This is a genomic window from Citreicoccus inhibens (genome assembly GCF_019039035.1).
GTDB lineage: Bacteria > Myxococcota > Myxococcia > Myxococcales > Myxococcaceae > Citreicoccus > Citreicoccus inhibens.
This window is the reverse complement of record NZ_JAHNZT010000033.1, coordinates 63,007-81,190: the sequence shown is the minus strand read 5'-3', so window position 1 is coordinate 81,190 and position 18,184 is coordinate 63,007. Positions and strand designations below refer to the sequence as shown.

Genomic DNA, 18,184 nt, shown 5'->3' with positions numbered 1-18,184 from the left:
GGAGCGGAGCGTCATTCATTGACGTGGGGCGACGGAACAGGGGTCGCCGCCACCCCACGGTAATTCATCTGGGTGAGCGGGCACACCCCTTATCACTCACACCATCTCCCAAATCGATACCAACCATCTCCAGTTTGCCAATTGTGAGGCCATCGCGAGCGGGCGAGAGTGCTGCCATTCCACGGAAGGGGCACTCCCATGGCGACGGCGACCGCGACTCCTGGCAAGACGCTTCTCACCCCCAGCGACCACACGCTGATCCTCATCGACTACCAGCCGCAGATGGCGTTCGCGACCCACTCCATCCACGCGAACCAACTGCGCACCCACGTGCAACTCATTGCCGGCGCGGCGCGGGTGTTCAACGTGTCGAGGATCCTCACGACCGTCGCGGAGAAGTCCTTCTCCGGCCCGATGTTCACTGAGCTCAAGGATGCGTTTCCGGAAGATGAGGCCATCGACCGGACCTCGATGAACACCTGGGAGGATCCTCGCATCGCCGAGCGGGTCAACGCCCTTGGCAAGTCTCGCATTGTCCTGGCGGGCCTCTGGACATCGGTGTGCATCGTCGGCCCCGCGCTCTCGGCGCTGGACCAGGGTTTCGAGGTCTACGTCATCGCCGATGCCTGCGGTGACGTCTCCACCGAGGCCCATGACCGGGCCATGGAGCGCATGGTCCAGGCGGGCGCGCGCCCCATGACGTCGCTCCAGTACCTGCTCGAGCTGCAACGCGACTGGGCCCGGACCAAGACGTACGACGCCGTCGTCAACGTCGCGAAGAAGTCAGGAGGTGCCTATGGCATCGGGCTTCTCTACGCGAAGACGATGTTCGGTGGTGGCGAGGGCGGACACTGACCTCTCCCCCGGTGTCTCCATCGACGGGAGGCCGCTCATGAAAATCTATCTCGTGTCGATCGCCGCCGGGGTGCTCATCGGCCTCCTCTATGGCTTGCTCGGAGTTCGCTCTCCGGCGCCGCCACTCGTCGCGCTGGCGGGGCTGTTGGGCATCCTGCTCGGAGAGCAGTTGGTGCCAGTCGGGCGCCGGCTGCTCCGCCGCGAGCCGCTCACGGCGGCGTGGATCTCCGAGGAGTGTGTTCCTAAGGTCACCGGGGTGTCCTCGTCTCCTCCAGCAGACTCGCCGCCGCCGAGCCCCAACCCCTGAACGGACTTGCCCATGCCCCCCGATCTGATCCTCCACCACGGCCGATTCACCACCCTGCATCCGGGCGCCTCCGAGGTCGAGGCCGTCGCCATCACGGACGGACGGTTCTCCGCGGTGGGCACGGCGAGCGACCTCCTCAAGACCCGGGGGGCGGGCACCCAGGTCATCGACGTGGGGGGCCGGCGCGTCGTGCCAGGGCTCATCGACAGCCATACCCACGTCATTCGCGGCGGACTCAACTACAACCTGGAGCTGCGCTGGGACGGCGTCCGTTCGCTCGCGGAGGCGATGCGGATGCTGCGTCAGCAGGTGGCCATCACTCCCGCCCCCCAGTGGGTGCGGGTGGTGGGGGGCTTCACCGAGCTCCAGTTCGCCGAGCGGCGCCTGCCGACGCTCGAGGAGCTGAACGCCGTCGCGCCCGAGACGCCTGTCTTCATCCTCCACCTCTACGATCGCGCGCTGCTCAATGGCGCGGCGCTCCGTGCGTGTGGTTACACCCGGGACACCCGGAATCCGCCTGGTGGTGAAATCCAGCGCGACCGGCACGGGAACCCCACGGGGCTCCTGCTCGCGAAGCCCAACGCGCAGTTGCTCTACGCCACCCTCGCGAAGGGCCCGAAGCTGCCTCGGGAGTATCAGGAGAACTCGACCCGCCACTTCATGCGGGAGTTGAACCGCCTGGGCATCACGGGCGTCATTGACGCGGGCGGCGGCTTCCAGAACTACCCCGATGACTACGCCGTCGTTCAGCAGCTCGCCGATGCGGGCGAGCTCACGCTGCGCATCGCCTACAACCTGTTCACGCAGAACAAGGGCGAGGAGGTCGCCGACTTCCGCGCCTGGACGAAGCAGGTCCGGCCCGGCCAGGGCAGCGCGCACTTCCGCCACAATGGCGCTGGCGAGATGCTTGTCTTCTCCGCCGCGGACTTCGAGGACTTCCGCGAGCCGCGCCCGGAGCTGCCGGCCGACATGGAGGGACAGCTGGAGGAGGTCGTCCGGTTGCTGGTCGAGCACCGGTGGCCCTGGCGCCTGCACGCGACCTACGACGAGAGCATCTCGCGCGCCTTGAATGTCTTTGAGCGCGTCCATCGCGACATGCCCTTTCAGGGGCTGCACTGGTTCTTTGACCACGCGGAGACCATCTCCGAGCGCAACATCGATCGCATCGCGGCGCTCGGCGGGGGCATCGCGGTGCAGCACCGCATGGCCTACCAGGGCGAGTACTTCGTGGAGCGCTATGGCGCGGCGGCCGCGGCCCACACGCCCCCCATCGCGCGCATGCTCGCCGCTGGAGTCCCCGTGGGAGCTGGCACGGATGCCACGCGGGTCGCGTCCTACAACCCCTGGGTCTCGCTGTCGTGGCTGGTCACCGGGAAGACCGTCGCGGGGACACCGCTCTACGGGGAGGGCGCGCTGCTGGACCGGGAGACCGCGTTGCGCCTCTGGACCGAGCGCAACACCTGGTTCTCCTCGGAGTCCGGCAAGAAGGGGCAACTGGCCGTGGGGCAGTTCGCGGACCTCGCCGTGCTGTCCGCGGACTACTTCAGCGTTCCCGCGGATGCGATTGCCGAACTGGAGTCCGTGCTCACCGTCCTCGGGGGCAAGGTCGTGCACGGCTCCGGAGGCTTCGCGGACCTCGCGCCACCGCTGCCACGGGCGATGCCGGATTGGTCGCCGGTGCGGAGCTTCGGTGGGTCCGCGCAGGCCGCCGCCAAGGTCGAGGTGGCGTCGCCCCACGCGGCGTGTGGCGTGCACGCCCATGGCGCCGCGCCCCGGCGACGGCCCGTGCCCGTCGCGGAGGAGCCGATGTTCTGGGGGCTCCTGGGTTGTTCCTGCTGGGCGTTTTGAGCGAAAGGACGCGGGAAGGCCTCATGCTGCGTCGTTCGCGGGGCGCGTCGCTGTTTCTTGTCTTTGGACTGCTCAACCTGTCGCGCGATGCCCGGGCGGAGGACGCCCCCGAACCGCGCGTGGCGCCGCGGTACGCGGGGATCCGCTATCTGGAGGATTGGTCAGACCCCGCCCGTCGGCCCGGCGAGGACCCGTTCGATCGCGTCAAATACCTCCCACTCGGAGAGCAGGTGTATCTCTCCCTCGGCGGCCAACACCGGCTGCGTTACGAGTTGACCTCGGGGCTGAGTGGCCCACTGCCCGAGAGCGTCCTGTTCTCGCGCAACCTGTTGCACGCCGATGTCCACGTGGGGGGCCTTCGAACGTTCGTCCAGTTCGGTGGGCAGTACGCGCTGGGCGCGCCAGCCCGCGATGAGCCCCCTGGGAGTGACCTGTTCGACGTGCAGCAGGCCTTCATCGAGTGGACCACCGCGCCGCGCGAGGTCCGCGTCACCGCTCGGGTGGGGCGCCAAGAGCTGGCGCTGGGGTCCACGCGGTGGGTGAGCACGCGGGACGGGACCAACGTGCGTCAGGCGTTTGATCTCGTGCGTCTCACGGTCACTGGCGCGACCTGGAACGTGGAGGGCTTCGGCGGGTTCGTGCCCCGGCTCGAACGCGGCGGCTTCGACGATGCGCCGTCCACGCGCAACCGATTCTGGGGCGTCTACGCGACCCTGGCCATCCTGCCGCGAAGCCGGCTCTCGCTCGATGCCTTCTACCTGGGGCGCGATCGTCCCTCGGTGACCTACGCAGAGGTCTCCGGGCGCGAGGTGCGCCATACCTTCGGTGTGCGCGCGTTTGGCCAGACCGACGGGGGTCTCGAATACATCGGGCACGCGCTCGCGCAGTTCGGAACGGTGGGCGACACCCCCATCCTGGCGTGGGGACTGGCGGGTGGGCTGTGGCAGCGGCTGCCTCTCGCGCCGCTGAGGCTGGGCGTGCGGGCAGACGCGCTGAGTGGAGATGCACGCGCCGACGACGGCCGGGTTTCTACCTTCCATGCCTACTTCCCGAACCAGACCTTCTTCAGTGCCCTTCCGTTGATCTACCCCTCGAACCTCTACGAAGTGCATCCGCTCGTGCAGTGGGAGCTTGACGCCGTCACCCTGGAGGCGGGCTGCGTCTTCTTCTTCCGGCAGTCGGTCCGCGACGCCGTCTACACTCCGCCCGGAGGCGTCCTCGTGCCTCCCGTGGATTCGGATGCGCGGTACACCGGCGCGCAACTCTCGCTGTCACTGGGATATCGCATCACCCGCCACGTCATGTTCAACGCCGAGTACTCGCACGTCGTCGCCGGTCCCGCGCTGCGAGCCGTCACCGGACGCGATGTGGACTTCCTGGGCACCTGGACGACCTTCACCTACTGACCGACCGCACCGCCCCTCTCGATGACCTCGACTGCCTCGCCTCCACCGCTGCTGGTTCCCACCGCCCTGGCGTTCATCGCCGGCTACGCGGACGCCGTCACGTTCGTCGGCGCGAGAGGGATCTTCTGCGCGCACGTCACCGGCAACTTCGTCGTGCTCGCGGCGGACCTCGCGCGCCACGCCAATGCCGACGAGTGGCTCAAGCTGGCGACCTTTCCCATCTTCGTCCTGGCCGTCTTCCTCTCCACACACCTGCACCGCCGGGTGGGCCAGTCCGCGCGGCTGCTCCTGCTCCTTCAGGCCATGGCCTTTGGAGCAGCGGCGGCGGTCCCCTGGGCGCTGACGGGGAACACGGCGCATTGGGTCGTCGTGGTCCTCGCGGTCGTCGCCATGGGGATGCAGAACGCGATGCACCGGGTGGCGCCCGCGCTGGGGCCGATGACGACCGTGATGACCGGCAACGTCACGCAGTGGTTCGTCGAAAAGGTCCTCCCCGGCGCCCCCGAGAACGTCACCAAGCACCGCTCCCTGGGGCTCATCATCCTGGCGTTCGCGCTGGGGTGCCTGGGTGGGGCGTTCGGAGTCCAGCACTTCGGGTTCGCGGCCTTCCTCGCCCCCATGGGGCTCTCGCTGCTGGTGCGCAGCCGGCTGTGACGGCCCTCGTGTCGGGCGACGGGCCGTCGTCGCGCGCGAGGGCTGGCTACTTTCGGAGGCGCGCTTCCTTCGCGCACAGCACCGTGAGTTGCTTCAGCAGCCAGCGATGCGCCGGTCCGAACACGGTGTCACTCCGGTAGATGGCCAGGAGGTTGAGCGAGTTCGCGTGGGCCCCCCAGGCCGCGGGCAGGATGACGCTCAGCCTGCCCTCGCGCAGGTCTTCGCGAATCAGATGCTCCGGGAGGTTGCCCCAGCCGAGGCCCGCGCGAAGCATTTCATGCTTGGTGTAGAGGTCTCCAACGCGCCAGGTGCGCGGCGACAGTCCGATCTGCTCAGCGACGCCGTCATCATCGCATTCAGAGAGCACGATCTGGATCGCATCGACGAAGTGCCGAGACGCGATGCGGCCCCTGATGGCAGCGAGCGGGTGGCTCGGGCTCACGACGGGGAACACCCGAATGGGTGACAAGGCCTGCACCTCGAGCCCCCGTGCCAACCCCGCTGGAGTCACGACCCCGAGGGTGGCCGTGCCGTCGAGCACGCGAGCGGAGACGGCGGCCCTCACCTGGGTATTGAGGCGGAGGTCGACCGCGGGGAACGCCTGGGTGAACGTGGCGCACAGTTGGATGAGTGCCTTCTGGGGAAAGAAGGCATCCAGACACAAGGACACCGAGGCCTCGACCCCTTTCGACATGCCGGTGGTGAGCCGCCGCAGGTCGTCCACTTCGCCGAGCACGCGCCGCGTGGACGCCAGCACCGCCTGCCCTTGTCCGGTCAGCGTGGGGACCTTGGTGGAGCGATCCCAAAGCGGCACGCCCAACTGCGATTCCAGGTTGGCCATCGCGGTGCTGATGGCGGACTGCACGCGGCGAAGTTTGCGCGCCGCCGCCGAGAAACTTCCCTCCTCGACGACGGCAACGAAGGCGCGAAGCTGATCGAGCGTGATGGGGTCGAACATCCCTGCCCCATCTCACGAGTCGAGAGTGGGGAGAAAAGGAATCGACGCGTCTCGGGATGAGCAGACGCGCCGCCGGCCCTCACGTACACAGCCCCGCCCTACGGCGACTCGGCGGGGTCCGCGAAGCGCGGGTCCGTGAGGAACGCTGTGTCCGTGAGGGACTCCAGGAACGCGATGAGGTCCGCCTTCTCCTGCGCGGTCAGCGTGAAGCCCATCACGAAGCCACTCTGATAGCGATTGGGCGCGCCCTGGTTGTCTTTCCGGGCCCGCCCTCCCGCCGCGTAATGGTCCAGGGCCTCGGACAGCGTCGCCACGCTGCCGTCGTGCATGTATGGCGCGGTGACGGCCACGTTGCGCAGGGAGGGTGCCTTGAAGCGCCCCATGTCGTCCGAGCGCCCCGTCAACTCGATGAGCCCTCGGTCCGTCGCGGGATAGGCCCCCGTCCCGTCCTCGTTGTAGAGCCCCGTGTTGTGGAACGGCAGCAGCGGCTCCGTCGTGGCCTCGTGGCGCGTGGCGTCCTGGAAGTTGAAGCCCGAGTGGCAGTGGTCGCACTCCAGCCGCTCGGAGAGGAACAACTCCAGGCCCCGTTTGGCCGAGGCACTCAACGCATCCACCGCGCCGCCCTGGAGATAACGATCGTAGGGTGACGTGCCGGAGATGAGCGTGCGCTCGAAGGACGCCAACGCGCGCGTCAGCGTCGCGAGCGACACCGGCGTCGCCTCTCCAGGGAACGCCTGGGCGAAGCGCGCCGTCAGCGCCGAGTCCTCGCGCAGCCGCGTGAGCAGCACCTCCTCCTTGTCCGCGAAGCCCAGCTCCACCGGCTCCGTGCCGAGCAGCGGCGTCAGGGCCTGCGCCTCCAGCGTGGTGATCGCGGGGTTGGCCCACGTGAGGCTCGTGGCATAGGCCACGTTGACCAGCGCTTGGGCATTGCGGCGGTGAGCCTGCCCCGTGCTCCCCACCGCGTGGATGCGTCCGTCGGAGAAGGCGCGAGCCTGCTCATGGCAAGAGGCACAAGACTGGGTGCCATTGAGGGACAGGCGCTTGTCGTAGAACAGGCGACGCCCCAGCTCCACCTTCGCGTCCGTCATCGGGTTGTCCGCGGGGACGCTCGGCGTAGGGAAGCCCGCGGGCAGCCTCCAGGCATATCCTGGCGTGGGCTCGGGGCCCGTGGGAGGGGACGTGGACTCTCCACACGCGCCCAGGAGCGCCGCCAGCGGCAGCCAATACAACCATCGTCGTGACATGGGCAGACGCTCCTTCGCTACTCGGCGCGGATGAAGCGCTGGCCCGCGGGGTTGGCCGCCAGGTCTCCAAACGCGAGCCCCAGCCGCGCGAACACCGGCGCGCAATCCGGATCCTCCTGCTGAGACATGCAGCCCCCCGCCGTGTTCGGCACCGCGGCGTTCGTGTCCAGGTTCGAGTCCGCGAAGAGCGCCGCCAGGTCCATCACCACCTTGCTCGACCCGAGCGTGAAGCCCTCCAGCCGGACCTCGACGCGGTTCTCATGGGCGCAGCCCGCCGTGCCCGAGGTCTGCCCCGCGGGAGGCGGCGCGCAGTCCGTGCTGCCCAGGTGCATGTAGTAGCCCGTGGGCACCCCACCCGTCCGGCCGTCGATGCGCGCGAACACGTAGCCCCCGCGCCAGTTCCAGAACAGGGTGGAGTCGCCCAGGGGCGCGGCCGAAGTGGTGGCGTCGCCGTGGTTCAGCGACTCGGGCACGCCGAGCGTGAAGCGCAGGCCGGTGTAGTGTCCCTCGGGGACAGTGCCCTTCAGCGTGGCGTTCATGCCGGCCGTGCCGTTGGCGCACAACCCGTCCTTGTTCGCGAAGTCGAGCAGCGCCACGCCGTCACGCTGCCAGGTCCCATCGTTCGTCAGCGCGACGGGGACCTCTTGTCCGCTGTCAGACACCAACCGCACGGCGTGGACGTACACACGGAAGTCCATGGGCTCATAGCTGGCCCCGGACGTTCCGACCTTCGAATAGGTGCGGCCACACGCGAACAACTCGCTGCCCACGCGAGCCTCCACCGGGATGGTCACCGCGCGGGTCGCCGGCGGGGGCGGCGCCTCATCGCCACACCCCGAGACACCGAGGAGAGCCAGGGAGAGGGCAAGACCAGAGGATGATGCGAAGCGCATTCGATACTCCTTGAGGGTGGACGTCCTCTAGCGCGGCTCGCTCACGGGGGGGCCATGGCATATTGCCGCACCCAGGCGCTGGGTTCATCCCCCGCCGCGCGCCCGGAGCGAACGCACCCGGACCACCGCGCCCAGCGGGAGTCGGCGCACGAGCCGGCGGTCCCGAGACACGGGGCCCCCGGCGTCACTGTCGGGCACTGACAGCTCTGGCACCCGATGCGGCCAGGCGCATGGCACACCACCGAACAGCCGTGCCATCGTCGTCTCGCCATGACGACGACCTCACCGCCCACGACGCCCTCCGCGGTGCTCGCGCGCTTGTGCGAGCAAATGACTCAGGCAGGCCATGCCCCGCCCGAGCCCGCGCCCATCGTCGAGACCCTCGACGCCCTCGCCGATGCCCTCTTCTCGCTCGCGGCGCGCACGGGCGCGGCCCAGCTCACGGCTTGGGGCACGACCACCGGCAGTGAGTCTCCTGGCGCGGGCCTCACCCTCGCCTATGGCGCGGAGGGGGCGCTCAAGCGCGTCGCGGTGCGACAGCCCATGGCGCACGCGCTCTACGCTTCGTTGAGCGCCGCCATGCAGGCGCGGGCGCGACTCGGCGACACGGACTTCTCACCGGGGGCTCCGAGCCCCACGGGCGGGCGCGACGCGAGCACGGAGTCCGTGACCTTCACGCGCGTGGCCCAACCCCGAGGCATCGAGTTCATGCGACAGGCGCTCACGGTGGCGCGCGAGAACATCCGGCAGGGAGGACGCCCCTTCGGCGCTGTGCTCGTCCGTGAAGGGCAGGTCATCTCCACCGCGGCCAATGAAATCCTCGCCACGAACGACCCCACCGCGCACGCGGAGATGCTGGCGCTGCGCCGAGCCAGCCAGCTTCTGCGCAGCCCGCGGCTGGACGGCTGCATCGTCTACGCGAGCGGCCACCCCTGCCCCATGTGCCTGGCCGCCATGACGATGTGTGGCATCTCCGCGGCGTACTACGGCTACTCCAACGAGGAGGGCGCGCCGTTCGGCCTGTCCACCGCGGCCGTCTACGACGAGCTGAGCCGGCCCATGGAGGCGCGCAAGCTCAAGCTGACCCCGCTCCGGCCCGAGGGCGAAGCAGGGCTGTATGAACTGTGGAAGGGCAGTCAGCCCTGAGACGCGGCGCTACTCGCCCGCCACCACCACGCCGTAGCCGTCCGGATCGCGCAGCCACACCTCGCGGTGCCCCGCGTTGGGGTTGAAGTGCGGGGCCTCCAGGACCGTGGCCTTGAGCGACATGGCGCGCGTGACCGCCGCGTCGAAGTCCTCGACCTTGAACCAGAGCAGCACGCCGTTGCCGCGCGACTTCAAGGAGGCCCGCCCCAGGTGCGCGTGGTCATCGGCGTCCCACGCGTGAATCTGGAGGATCATCTCCTCACCCGACATGAGCATCTCGTAGGCAGCGCCGCCATGGCCGCTGCGGCAGCCGAGCAAGGCCTGGTACCACTCGCTGCTGCGGCGCACATCCTCGACGGCAATCAGCGGCTGCGCGCGGACTGACTGCACGGCGGTCCTCCTGACCATGTGAACGACCCTCTCCGGCTGGGCTGCGGGGAAGGCCCGCATCCTCGCACCCAGGCGCGGCTCGAGCACCTCTTGTCGAGCGCGCGGAGCGCTGTCGCGCGGCAGACACACGCATGCGCACGCACGGAGCACGGCTGGCGAGCACCGAAGCGGACGGCTAATCAGCAGCCCATGTCCAACCTGATTCTGGAAGTCACTGACGACGCGCTCCGGGCGGACGTGATGCAAAGCAAGACACCCGTCCTCCTGGACTTCTACGCGGACTGGTGCGGCCCCTGCACGCCCCTGGCCGCGACCCTCGAGGAGATTGCCCACGAGAATCCCGACACGGTCCGCATCGTCCGCATCAACATCGAGCAGAACCGGGCCCTGGCCACCTCATTCGAAATCACGAAGCTCCCCTGCCTCGTCTTCATGAGAGAGGGACAGAAGGTCGCGGAGCTGCTGGGCAACCAGCCCAAGCCGAAGATTCTCCGCCAGCTCGAAGCACTCGCTTCGCGTGAGTGAGGAGCTGGCGCGGGGACCCGAGCCGCGTCCCCTGCTGGAATCCAATACACAACAGTGAGGGCAACCCAACACCCTCGCGTTGGGATGGTTGAACCAGACATCCCGCAAACACTACACAGGGGCTCCCCACCCAAGGAGTCCCGTCATGGCAAGTCCCGCCCGCTTCGCCTTCACGCAGCCCTCCTCCCGTGGTCAGGAGTTCATCATCGAGTTGACCGATGAGAACACCATTGCCCACGCACGCCGGATCCTCTCCGGAGAAGAGAAGAACGAAATCCACGTGCATGGCCGCATCATCAAGCGGACACAGCCCTACAACCCGAAGTTCTCCTTCCACCTCGACCCGGCGACCATCCGGTTCTTCCAGATGGCCATCGAGGTCTGCGACGCGGACATGGTCTACGTCGAGGACCACCTGGACGAGGCCGGCGGCGCGTTCCTCCCGGGAGGCCACTGGTGCCCGTGGAGCTCCACGCTGGCTCGCGAGGTGAAGTAGCGCCGGCCCCGTCGATTCGAACAGCGCGAGTCACCGCCGGGATGTCGCCACCGCCATGGCGACATCCTCGGCGCGAATGAAGTCTCGAACGACCCGAGCGCAGGTCTCACGGAATTCTCGGCGGCTCTCCTCGGAATGACCATGTTGGGCAGCGGTCGCGACCTCTGCGTAGGAGAACGAATTACCGAGGTGGTTGGAGCACTCGCCCACGTCCTCCACACCCACAGCGTCCAGCAAGAACGCCACGGCAAACGTCGCATGGACCGCGCCCGGCGGATAGGGGGTTCGCCCGTAGCTTTCCATGCAATCCACCAGGCTGGCGGCATCATGCGCCTCGACCGACATCGCTCTCACCGCATCAAGCTCGACCCCGGGCGCCCCCCGTGCCCAGGCTTCGGCGAGTTCCAATGCGATTGGCACACAGGGCGTGTCGAGCGGCTCATATTGCGGCCCCTCCACCTGGGTGTACTTCAGCGTCAGTCGCACACAGGCACAGAGCGCGCCGAGCACCCGGCGTCTCTCCACCCCCGCTTCAAGGGCCAGTTTAAGCAGCAGCTTGCCTGACGGGCTTGCGTGCCAGATCTCGTTGAGAGTCCGACCTCGCCCCCACTCCACGGCATCCTTGATCCCCACGCGCTGCAAGAGGACTTCGGTCTCCACCGCATCCATAAATGCTCCGCGAAAGCGTGCTGCCACGCCCGGTCTGACTCAGCCCGCCCGAGAAGTCGCCGCCGCTGCGACGTCTTCCGCGCGGATGAAGTCTCGGATGCTACGGGCAACCGTCGCATCGAACTCGAGACGACCCGCATCCGAATAGTCTGACTGAGCCGCTCCCGCACTGACAGCGGAGAGGACCGACTTCGCGACCTTCCGGGCGTACTCCGCCTCGCTCTCCTCGACCGCAGCCGCTGCCGCGTTCGCGACCGCGAAGGCCACGTCCACGGCCCCCGGAGGAAAAGGGACCTGTAGATAGCCCGCGGCGCAGTCCACTCCATACGCAGCCTGCTCCACAGGGCCCGCCACGGCTTTCACCGCGTCCAGTTCGACTCCTGGCACGCAGTTCGCCCACGCCTCGGTGACATCCAGCGCGAGGGGCACACTCGGCTGGTCGAGCGGGTCATATTGCGGATCCATCACCAGGGCATACTTCAACGTGAGTCGCGCACAGGCGCAGACCGCGCGCAATACGCGCCGTCGGTCCACGCCCGCCGCCGCGGCGAGCCGAATCAACAGATAGCCAGACTGACTCGCACGCCACGCTTCCGCGAGCGTCCGGCCCTGGCACCACGCCCGATCGTCGTCTGCGGCATCGAAACGACTCAGGAGTTCTTCCAGCACTGCCGCGTCCACACGCACCTCTCGCTGTCGTCGCCCCGCCCGGGCGCGAGAGGCGAGACACATTCCGCTACAGAATGACTATTCCCATGTTTTGGACAAATCCAAAACTGGGACTTAACTGAACACAGGTTGCGTTGCCGCGCAATGCTTGGAGATGCCGGTTCCCGGCATGCACTTCGTCTTTCGGCGCGGAACGAAGGAGTTGGTGCAGACATGGCGTCCCGTTCCAATTCGATGCGCGCGCGGGTGGCTGAGCTGCTGCGTGAGAAGACCCGTCTGTGGGAGCTGGCCGAGCTGTATCAAGCCTTCGCGTCGGGCACGACCATCGCGCTGGCGCCACTGCCCATGCAGTACCCGGACTACACCGCGTGGCAGCGCCAATGGCTGCAGGGTGACGGGCTCCAATCACAGCTCGCCTACTGGCGTCAGCGCCTCGATCCCGAGGCCATCCTCGGATTCACCTGCCGCCCACACTCACGCAGTCACTGAAGGAGCTGGGGCCTCGCGAGGGCAAGCCCCTCTTCTCCGTCCTCCGCTCCGGCTTCTTCTCTCTCCTCCACCTTCGTCCTCGACGACTCGCTCTGCCCTTGCTCGATTGGCGTCCCGGGCGAGCTCTTCGTCGGCGGTCTCTGCCTCGCTTGGGGGTACCTCTCCTCACCGCTGAGCGCTTCCTCCCCAATCCCTTCTCCTCCTCTCCGGGCCAGCGCCTCGACAGAACCGGCAACAGGGCTCGCTGGCTCCTCGACGGCTCCCTCCAATTCCGCGCCTCCTCCGCTCGCGCGACTGGTGGCCTTCGGGCAGCTGGCGGGGCTGTCCATTCAGGACGTGCCCGCCGAAGCGATGGAGCGCATCAGCGATGCCTCGGACGAGGCGTTGCTACCGCGGATGATCGAAGTCCTGCGAGGACTCCCAGCCGCGGGCGGACTGGACGCAAGCCACATCGAGCGCCTCTTCTCCGCCCATGAGCGGCTCGGCGAGGCCTACCGCAACGACGTCCCCGCGAAGCGCTACGAAGGAACAGCCGAGATGTTCCGCGCCGTGCAGCGACAGAGCGCTCGCGCGGAGGACGAAGGGTGGTCCGCGTGGCTCACCGAAAGCGTGAGAGTCAGTCCCGTGCCAGGACCCCACACCCGCCTGCTGAAGGAGCCCCACGTCCGAGTGCTCGCGGAACTCCTCCGCGAACAACTCCGCAGGCTGGAGTCAGCCGAGCCCGAGGCGACAAAGCAAGACTGACGCACTCACTCCTGAACGACGCCCGTGTAATAGGCCTTCTTGATGAGCCGTCCACACAGGACGGCCTTTCCTGAAGCCGTCTCTTCCGCGGGCGTCGTACGCGACTGGCCCAGCACACCCAGCAGGTGCTCTCCCGCGACAATCAAGTACGTCCCCTTGTCCTTGGCGATCCACGGATAGAAGCCGAAGAGGCCCGCGCTGCTGAAACCACCGCTCCACGGGGTCCCTTCATCCGGCTCCACCCAGTGGGCGAGTGAGTAATGCGCGGGCTCCGTGGCAAACCAAGGACTGTAACCGGTGTTGCCGCAGGCCGCCGTCGCGCACGTGCTGTGCGTTCCGAGCAGGGGCCCCAGCTTCAACTCATCGCGCATGAGGGCGCGCAGGAACTTCGCGTACTCGCTGGCGCTCGTCTTGGCGCCGCCCGCGAGGTTGACGCTCACGAAGCTGAGGCTCAACGGCAGGCGGCCTTGAAAGGCGAGCGCGAGCGATGCGCCGTCAAAGAAACCCATGCCCATCGCGAAGTCCGCGTGTGCCTCGAAGTGTCCCGGGTGGTAATAGAAGCGCGTCGGCGGCTCCGGGACGTATTGGATCAACGGCTCCTCGATGCCCGCTGTCTTGCCACACGCGCGCACCGTGGACAAAGCCGACTTGCAAGCAGATGAGGCGCTCGCATCGAGCACTGGCGTCGTGCTCGTCAGGTTGAGGAACGGGACATCCACGCCTGGGCGAAGCTGCCCCTGGAGCACCTCCAAGACATAGGCGCCGTAAAGCCACTTCGACGCGGAGGCGATGTTCATCTCGGTCCCGGCCCCCGGGGCCACCAAGCCCACGGATCCACCCACGTCCTTTCCGACAGCAGTCCCGAGTTCCCAGTAGAACGGCCGCGCGGAAGCGCAAACATTCCGAAGGGACCGCGCGGTGTCAGTGGCAGCCTGCCGCGCCTGAGTGGGAGGAATCATCGGATGGGGCGAAGCGCCGAGCACCCCCCACAGCAGACCCACGGCTGAATCAAGCAGGGCCACAGCCAGCCTCCATCTTCGGGGCCTGAGCGCCTCTTGCCCCGCCAAGCCCCATCCTCGGCGAATCGCAGGCAGCACGGAGCACCGACAGGCGTCCCAAGGCCCTCGCTTGGCAGGCGCCATGGCCCGGCATCAAGGCAAACACAACCAAGACAACGGGGGTGCGCCCGTAAGCTGAGCAGGTGCCCACGGTCGGCGCAGCGCAGGACACCAAACATCGCAAGCCCCCGGCTGTCCGGGGGTGAACACGCCAGACACGACGGCACCACAGGGCTCGGCACGCCCCTGCGGCTCGCCGCACCAGCCCGAGCGATCTCCACGAGCCACTCAGACTGGTGATTATCCACCGGAGGCCAACACCCGCGCGGTGGTCACCCTGACCCCAGGTGGATGGCTCTCGCGCTGAGCATGAATGGCGTTGCCCCGCAACTGCGCGCGCCTCGGAGTTCGCCCGATTGAACTTTCGCACGGTGGCCCTGAACTCTTGTTCGGAGGTCAGGGGATATCCCTGGTCGTTCATGCTGCGCGGCTGCGACGCCGGATGAGCATGCGGCTGCTAGGGTTGCAGCGCATCCCTCTGAAAGAGGAGTCATCATGAAGCTGGTGTCAGGCAGTGCCATTGTGACGGGGGCGGGACAGGGCATCGGATTGGGAATCGCCTCACGGCTCATGCGAGACGGAGCCAACGTGCTGCTCTTCGGGCGGACGCCGGAGAAGGTGGAGGCGGCCGCGGCGGAGCTCAACAAGGCAGCGGAGGGGCGGACGCGGGCCGTGCCCTTCGCGGGCGACGTGGTCCGAGTGGAGGACATCACTCGCGCCATCGCACTCGCGACGCGAGAGTTTGGCCTCCCGGGCATCCTCGTGAACAACGCGGGCACGGCCACCTTGCGCCCCGTCCTCGAGATGCCCGTGGAGGAGTTCGACCAGGTCCTGGCCATCAATCTCAAAGGCCCCTTCCTCTTCACCCAGCAGCTGGCGAAGGCGCTGGTCGCCGCCAGGCAGCCAGGGTCCATCGTCAACATCTCCTCGCTGAACCAACTCTCCGTGACGGACGGGCTTGCGCACTATTGTGCGTCCAAGGCGGCGCTCGCGAACTTCTCGAAGGTCACGGCTTCGGAGTTGGGGCGCTACAACATCCGCGTGAATGTCGTGGCGCCTGGGGCCATTCGCACACCGCTTGCGGAAGGCGCCGGACTCCTCACCGGAGCCATGGGGCGCGAGTTCTTCGCCCACACTCCGCTCGGCAAGCCGTGTGGCGAGCCGGAGGACGTGGCCAAGGTGGTGTCATTCCTTTGCAGTGACCTGGCCTCGTGGGTGACAGGGGATACCCTCTCCGTCGACGGCGGCAATCACATTCGCGGACTGCACAGCTACGCGGACACCCTGGGCATCACCCGCGCCGTCGACCCCTCCGTCTGAGTCTGGCTTTCGCCCACCTCAAGTGATGGACCGGCCTGCCATGGGGCGACGAGCAGTGGGGTACTCACGCCTCATGGCAATTCTTGCTCAAGCGAGCCGGGGTGACTCGCATTCCCGCGGCGCGGCCCTCACGCCGCGGGAGATGCGCGCTCAGGCCGCCTGCAACTGCTTGATGTCTCCGAGCAGCACGCGCTCGTGCCCTTCCGGATTCACCTTCAAGTAGACCTTGCGCAGCACACCGCTCGGGTCGATGACGAAGGAGGTGCGGTCCCAGTACATCGTCCCCTTCCACTCGGACTGCCCCACGCCAGCCGCGCGCAGCAGTTCGTGCTTGGGGTCGGCCAGCAGGTCGATGGTGAACGCGAACTTGTTGCAGAAGCTCTTGTGAGACGCCACGTCGTCTTCGCTGACCCCCAAGACCTTGATGTTGGCCTTCTCGAAATCATCCTTCGTTGCGGTGAAGGACTTGCCCTGGATGGTGCAGCCCGGCGTGTCGTCCTTGGGGTAGACGTACACCACGAGCCACTTGCCGGCGAAGTCCTCCAGTTTCCGAGGACGACCGTCCTGATCGAGCAGCGAGAATTTCGGAAACGGCTTTCCAATCTCCGCGGACATGGCTGAGGCCCCGTTCAAGCTGCGAGTGGATTCTCGCGGGCGCAGGCTATCGCACTGCCTCGTCCTGTCACGGAGGAACGATCCGCATCGTCGAACTCTCGACCAGGGCCCTCTCCTCAGACGTCTCGAGGGATGACTTGCCCAAGGACTCTCGGTCAAGATTGGGTGCCGCGAGGCCGCGGTTCCGGATCCGCCGTCCCAGCCAGCTCGATGCCTCCACGCCAGCCCGCGAGTGCCGCAGCCCCCCCCGCCCCAGGTCCGAGCCACCGGCCCCATGCGCGTGGAATCACCCTCGTCACGAGGTCCGTCCTTCGAACGCTCATCGTGCTGCTCGTGGGCGTCTCTTCCTCCGCTCGCGCGGAGACGTTCCGCATCGCCGTGGTGGTAGGCCACAACACCGGCGCTGGGAGTCAGCCGCCGCTGCGCTACGCGGAAGCCGATGCCGTCAAGGTCGCGGGCGTCCTGAAGGAACTGGGCGGCGTCAAACCCGAAGACCTCCGCTTGCTGCGCAGCCCGGGGCTCCAGGCCCTGCACGACGCGCTGGAGCAGACCACCGCGAAGGTGCGGCAATGGCATCAAGACCCCTCCGCGCGGGTCATCCTCACGTTCTATTACTCGGGCCACTCGGACGGCGACGCGCTGGAGTTGGGACGCGAGCGGCTGCGCTACGCGGACCTGCGCCGCTGGCTCGAAGGCACCGGCGCCAACGTGCGCATCGCGCTGGTAGACAGTTGTCGCAGCGGCGCCTTGCTCGCGCTCAAGGGCGGCACGCCGGGGCCCACGTTCGACATTCGCCTGACGGATGAGCTGGACTCCTCGGGGCAAGCCTTGCTCACGTCCAGCGCGGCGGACGAACTGGCGCTGGAGTCCCGAGAGCTGGGCGGCGCGTTCTTCACACATCACCTCGTCTCCGGGCTGCGCGGCGCGGCGGACCTCTCTGGCGATGGCCGAGTCACGCTCGCGGAGGCCTATCGCTACGCCTTCGAGCGCACCGTGCGAGATACATCCGACACGCTCATCGCCACGCAGCACCCGGCCTATGACTATCGCCTCTCCGGCCGAGGGGAGCTGGTGCTCACCGAGCTGACGCGCCCCAGCGCCGTGCTGGAAGTGCCCGGCGACTTCCAACGCGCGCTCGTGGTGGCCCTTCCTCGCGAGCAGGTCCTGGCCGAGCTGGTGCCCGGCTCGGCACGACGGATCGCCTTGCCCCCTGGCGCCTACGCGGTGCGACTCGCCAGTGAGAAAGGTGAACGCACCGTCGCGCAGGTGTCCCTGGAGGCGGGGCAAACCCACGTCCTGCCCCGCGATGCATTCCGAGCCACGCCCGTGCGCGTCGAGGCCACGCCCAAGGGCACGCCCCTCTCCGCGCCTTCGCGATGGAGCGCCGTGGTGGCCGCGGGAGCGCAGGCGCGGGTCGGCTCGGGCTTGGGCGGAGTGCTGGGGCTTCGCGCGGCAGTGCGCAGCGGGGAGCCCTCGGGAGTCTCGGGCGCGGTGACGCTCTCCACCGGGAGCCAGGACACCTTGCACGAGACGAGCGCCTTCGGTTGGTTCGGGCTTCACCACACCTGGCACAGCGAACCCGCGACCCTCTCGGTGGGATTGGAGCTGGGGCTCGGCGCCATTCTCCAGACCCGGCAGGGCGAGGCGGGCACCGCCTGGAGTGGCGCGGGTGGCGTGGCGCCCTGGGTGGGATTCCAGGTGCCGCTGGCAGGTCCCGTGTCCCTGGCATTCGAGGCCCAGCTGCCGGTGACCGCCTTTCGCCGGGACCAGGACTTGACCGTGACGCTCCTGCCCGCGGCCTGGGGCGGACTGGCCTTCGCGCTCTGAGCCACGAACCT

General features: G+C 67.9%; 20 protein-coding genes. 12 read left to right on the top strand and 8 right to left on the bottom strand.

The features are described from left to right. The first annotated feature begins 198 nt into the window (after nucleotides 1-198). The 5 genes from KRR26_RS28915 to KRR26_RS28895 are packed head-to-tail and all read left to right on the top strand — an operon-like array spanning nucleotide 199 to nucleotide 5,070. Nucleotides 199-855, top strand: a complete 657-nt coding sequence (locus tag KRR26_RS28915) for a hydrolase (protein ID WP_120201893.1) — start codon at nucleotides 199-201, stop codon at nucleotides 853-855. Between the two features lie 37 nt (nucleotides 856-892). Next, complete coding sequence (locus KRR26_RS28910; RefSeq protein WP_120202334.1) at nucleotides 893-1,162, top strand: DUF1427 family protein; 270 nt, start codon at nucleotides 893-895, stop codon at nucleotides 1,160-1,162. A 12-nt stretch (nucleotides 1,163-1,174) separates the two neighbouring features. Then, on the top strand, nucleotides 1,175-3,010 hold the full coding sequence (locus KRR26_RS28905) for an amidohydrolase (RefSeq protein WP_217081375.1): 1,836 nt from the start codon (nucleotides 1,175-1,177) through the stop codon (nucleotides 3,008-3,010). Between the two features lie 23 nt (nucleotides 3,011-3,033). Then, nucleotides 3,034-4,416, top strand: coding sequence for an alginate export family protein (locus KRR26_RS28900; RefSeq protein ID WP_217081374.1), 1,383 nt, complete (start codon nucleotides 3,034-3,036; stop codon nucleotides 4,414-4,416). 21 nt (nucleotides 4,417-4,437) lie between these two features. Continuing rightward, on the top strand, nucleotides 4,438-5,070 hold the full coding sequence (locus KRR26_RS28895; RefSeq protein ID WP_120201899.1) for a YoaK family protein: 633 nt from the start codon (nucleotides 4,438-4,440) through the stop codon (nucleotides 5,068-5,070). A gap of 46 nt (nucleotides 5,071-5,116) precedes the next feature. Here the strand turns inward: KRR26_RS28895 and KRR26_RS28890 are convergent, their stop codons facing one another. The 3 genes from KRR26_RS28890 to KRR26_RS28880 all read right to left on the bottom strand — a co-directional run bounded on the left by KRR26_RS28890 (nucleotide 5,117) and on the right by KRR26_RS28880 (nucleotide 8,165). Continuing rightward, a complete protein-coding gene (locus tag KRR26_RS28890; RefSeq protein ID WP_217081373.1) occupies nucleotides 5,117-6,028 on the bottom strand; it encodes a LysR family transcriptional regulator in 912 nt (303 codons plus the stop codon). A 98-nt stretch (nucleotides 6,029-6,126) separates the two neighbouring features. Next, nucleotides 6,127-7,272, bottom strand: coding sequence for a methanobactin export MATE transporter MbnM (locus tag KRR26_RS28885; RefSeq protein ID WP_217081372.1), 1,146 nt, complete (start codon nucleotides 7,270-7,272; stop codon nucleotides 6,127-6,129). Between the two features lie 17 nt (nucleotides 7,273-7,289). Next, complete coding sequence (locus KRR26_RS28880) at nucleotides 7,290-8,165, bottom strand: MbnP family copper-binding protein (RefSeq protein ID WP_120201906.1); 876 nt, start codon at nucleotides 8,163-8,165, stop codon at nucleotides 7,290-7,292. A 270-nt stretch (nucleotides 8,166-8,435) separates the two neighbouring features. Between KRR26_RS28880 and KRR26_RS37040 the strand changes: the two genes are divergently transcribed. Continuing rightward, nucleotides 8,436-9,311, top strand: a complete 876-nt coding sequence (locus tag KRR26_RS37040) for a nucleoside deaminase (protein ID WP_236069292.1) — start codon at nucleotides 8,436-8,438, stop codon at nucleotides 9,309-9,311. 9 nt (nucleotides 9,312-9,320) lie between these two features. Here the strand turns inward: KRR26_RS37040 and KRR26_RS28870 are convergent, their stop codons facing one another. Continuing rightward, nucleotides 9,321-9,701, bottom strand: coding sequence for a VOC family protein (locus tag KRR26_RS28870; RefSeq protein WP_233576572.1), 381 nt, complete (start codon nucleotides 9,699-9,701; stop codon nucleotides 9,321-9,323). Nucleotides 9,702-9,890: 189 nt separating this feature from the next. On the opposite strand from KRR26_RS28870, the gene KRR26_RS28865 reads away from it, so the two are divergent. Further along, on the top strand, nucleotides 9,891-10,226 hold the full coding sequence (locus KRR26_RS28865; RefSeq protein WP_217081371.1) for a thioredoxin family protein: 336 nt from the start codon (nucleotides 9,891-9,893) through the stop codon (nucleotides 10,224-10,226). A gap of 145 nt (nucleotides 10,227-10,371) precedes the next feature. After that, on the top strand, nucleotides 10,372-10,722 hold the full coding sequence (locus tag KRR26_RS28860; RefSeq protein ID WP_120201912.1) for a BP74-related protein: 351 nt from the start codon (nucleotides 10,372-10,374) through the stop codon (nucleotides 10,720-10,722). A 30-nt stretch (nucleotides 10,723-10,752) separates the two neighbouring features. On the opposite strand, the gene KRR26_RS28855 is transcribed toward KRR26_RS28860, so the two are convergent. Both KRR26_RS28855 and KRR26_RS28850 read right to left on the bottom strand, forming a co-directional pair. Beyond that, nucleotides 10,753-11,391 carry a hypothetical protein gene (locus tag KRR26_RS28855; protein WP_217081370.1) on the bottom strand — a complete coding sequence of 213 codons (639 nt, stop codon included), beginning with the start codon at nucleotides 11,389-11,391 and terminating at the stop codon, nucleotides 10,753-10,755. Between the two features lie 39 nt (nucleotides 11,392-11,430). Then, on the bottom strand, nucleotides 11,431-12,072 hold the full coding sequence (locus tag KRR26_RS28850; RefSeq protein ID WP_217081369.1) for a hypothetical protein: 642 nt from the start codon (nucleotides 12,070-12,072) through the stop codon (nucleotides 11,431-11,433). Between the two features lie 201 nt (nucleotides 12,073-12,273). Here KRR26_RS28850 and KRR26_RS28845 point away from each other — a divergent pair, with 201 nt between their 5' ends. Together KRR26_RS28845 and KRR26_RS28840 are read left to right on the top strand one after the other, a co-directional pair. After that, complete coding sequence (locus KRR26_RS28845) at nucleotides 12,274-12,549, top strand: condensation domain-containing protein (RefSeq protein WP_217081368.1); 276 nt, start codon at nucleotides 12,274-12,276, stop codon at nucleotides 12,547-12,549. Between the two features lie 297 nt (nucleotides 12,550-12,846). Then, entirely contained in the window at nucleotides 12,847-13,293 is a 447-nt protein-coding gene (locus KRR26_RS28840; protein ID WP_217081367.1) for a hypothetical protein, read from the top strand. Nucleotides 13,294-13,298: 5 nt separating this feature from the next. Here KRR26_RS28840 and KRR26_RS28835 read toward each other — a convergent pair whose 3' ends face one another. Continuing rightward, nucleotides 13,299-14,135 carry a hypothetical protein gene (locus tag KRR26_RS28835; protein ID WP_217081366.1) on the bottom strand — a complete coding sequence of 279 codons (837 nt, stop codon included), beginning with the start codon at nucleotides 14,133-14,135 and terminating at the stop codon, nucleotides 13,299-13,301. A 771-nt stretch (nucleotides 14,136-14,906) separates the two neighbouring features. Here KRR26_RS28835 and KRR26_RS28830 point away from each other — a divergent pair. Beyond that, the gene (locus KRR26_RS28830; RefSeq protein WP_120201923.1) at nucleotides 14,907-15,731 is read left to right on the top strand and encodes an SDR family NAD(P)-dependent oxidoreductase; all 825 of its coding nucleotides are present in this window, start codon (nucleotides 14,907-14,909) and stop codon (nucleotides 15,729-15,731) included. 150 nt (nucleotides 15,732-15,881) lie between these two features. On the opposite strand, the gene KRR26_RS28825 is transcribed toward KRR26_RS28830, so the two are convergent. Beyond that, nucleotides 15,882-16,346 carry a peroxiredoxin gene (locus tag KRR26_RS28825; protein ID WP_120201925.1) on the bottom strand — a complete coding sequence of 155 codons (465 nt, stop codon included), beginning with the start codon at nucleotides 16,344-16,346 and terminating at the stop codon, nucleotides 15,882-15,884. 324 nt (nucleotides 16,347-16,670) lie between these two features. Between KRR26_RS28825 and KRR26_RS28820 the strand changes: the two genes are divergently transcribed. Further along, on the top strand, nucleotides 16,671-18,173 hold the full coding sequence (locus KRR26_RS28820) for a caspase family protein (RefSeq protein ID WP_217081365.1): 1,503 nt from the start codon (nucleotides 16,671-16,673) through the stop codon (nucleotides 18,171-18,173). The last annotated feature ends 11 nt before the right edge of the window (nucleotides 18,174-18,184 follow it).

What these genes read in the sequence shown, in the direction of transcription:
- KRR26_RS28915 (WP_120201893.1), top strand. Translation starts at nt 199, where the DNA reads ATGGCGACGGCGACCGCGACTCCTGGCAAGACGCTTCTCACCCCCAGC.
- KRR26_RS28910 (WP_120202334.1), top strand. Translation starts at nt 893, where the DNA reads ATGAAAATCTATCTCGTGTCGATCGCCGCCGGGGTGCTCATCGGCCTC.
- KRR26_RS28905 (WP_217081375.1), top strand. Translation starts at nt 1,175, where the DNA reads ATGCCCCCCGATCTGATCCTCCACCACGGCCGATTCACCACCCTGCAT.
- KRR26_RS28900 (WP_217081374.1), top strand. Translation starts at nt 3,034, where the DNA reads ATGCTGCGTCGTTCGCGGGGCGCGTCGCTGTTTCTTGTCTTTGGACTG.
- KRR26_RS28895 (WP_120201899.1), top strand. Translation starts at nt 4,438, where the DNA reads ATGACCTCGACTGCCTCGCCTCCACCGCTGCTGGTTCCCACCGCCCTG.
- KRR26_RS28890 (WP_217081373.1), bottom strand. Translation starts at nt 6,028, where the DNA reads ATGTTCGACCCCATCACGCTCGATCAGCTTCGCGCCTTCGTTGCCGTC.
- KRR26_RS28885 (WP_217081372.1), bottom strand. Translation starts at nt 7,272, where the DNA reads ATGTCACGACGATGGTTGTATTGGCTGCCGCTGGCGGCGCTCCTGGGC.
- KRR26_RS28880 (WP_120201906.1), bottom strand. Translation starts at nt 8,165, where the DNA reads ATGCGCTTCGCATCATCCTCTGGTCTTGCCCTCTCCCTGGCTCTCCTC.
- KRR26_RS37040 (WP_236069292.1), top strand. Translation starts at nt 8,436, where the DNA reads ATGACGACGACCTCACCGCCCACGACGCCCTCCGCGGTGCTCGCGCGC.
- KRR26_RS28865 (WP_217081371.1), top strand. Translation starts at nt 9,891, where the DNA reads ATGTCCAACCTGATTCTGGAAGTCACTGACGACGCGCTCCGGGCGGAC.
- KRR26_RS28860 (WP_120201912.1), top strand. Translation starts at nt 10,372, where the DNA reads ATGGCAAGTCCCGCCCGCTTCGCCTTCACGCAGCCCTCCTCCCGTGGT.
- KRR26_RS28855 (WP_217081370.1), bottom strand. Translation starts at nt 11,391, where the DNA reads ATGGATGCGGTGGAGACCGAAGTCCTCTTGCAGCGCGTGGGGATCAAG.
- KRR26_RS28845 (WP_217081368.1), top strand. Translation starts at nt 12,274, where the DNA reads ATGGCGTCCCGTTCCAATTCGATGCGCGCGCGGGTGGCTGAGCTGCTG.
- KRR26_RS28830 (WP_120201923.1), top strand. Translation starts at nt 14,907, where the DNA reads ATGAAGCTGGTGTCAGGCAGTGCCATTGTGACGGGGGCGGGACAGGGC.
- KRR26_RS28825 (WP_120201925.1), bottom strand. Translation starts at nt 16,346, where the DNA reads ATGTCCGCGGAGATTGGAAAGCCGTTTCCGAAATTCTCGCTGCTCGAT.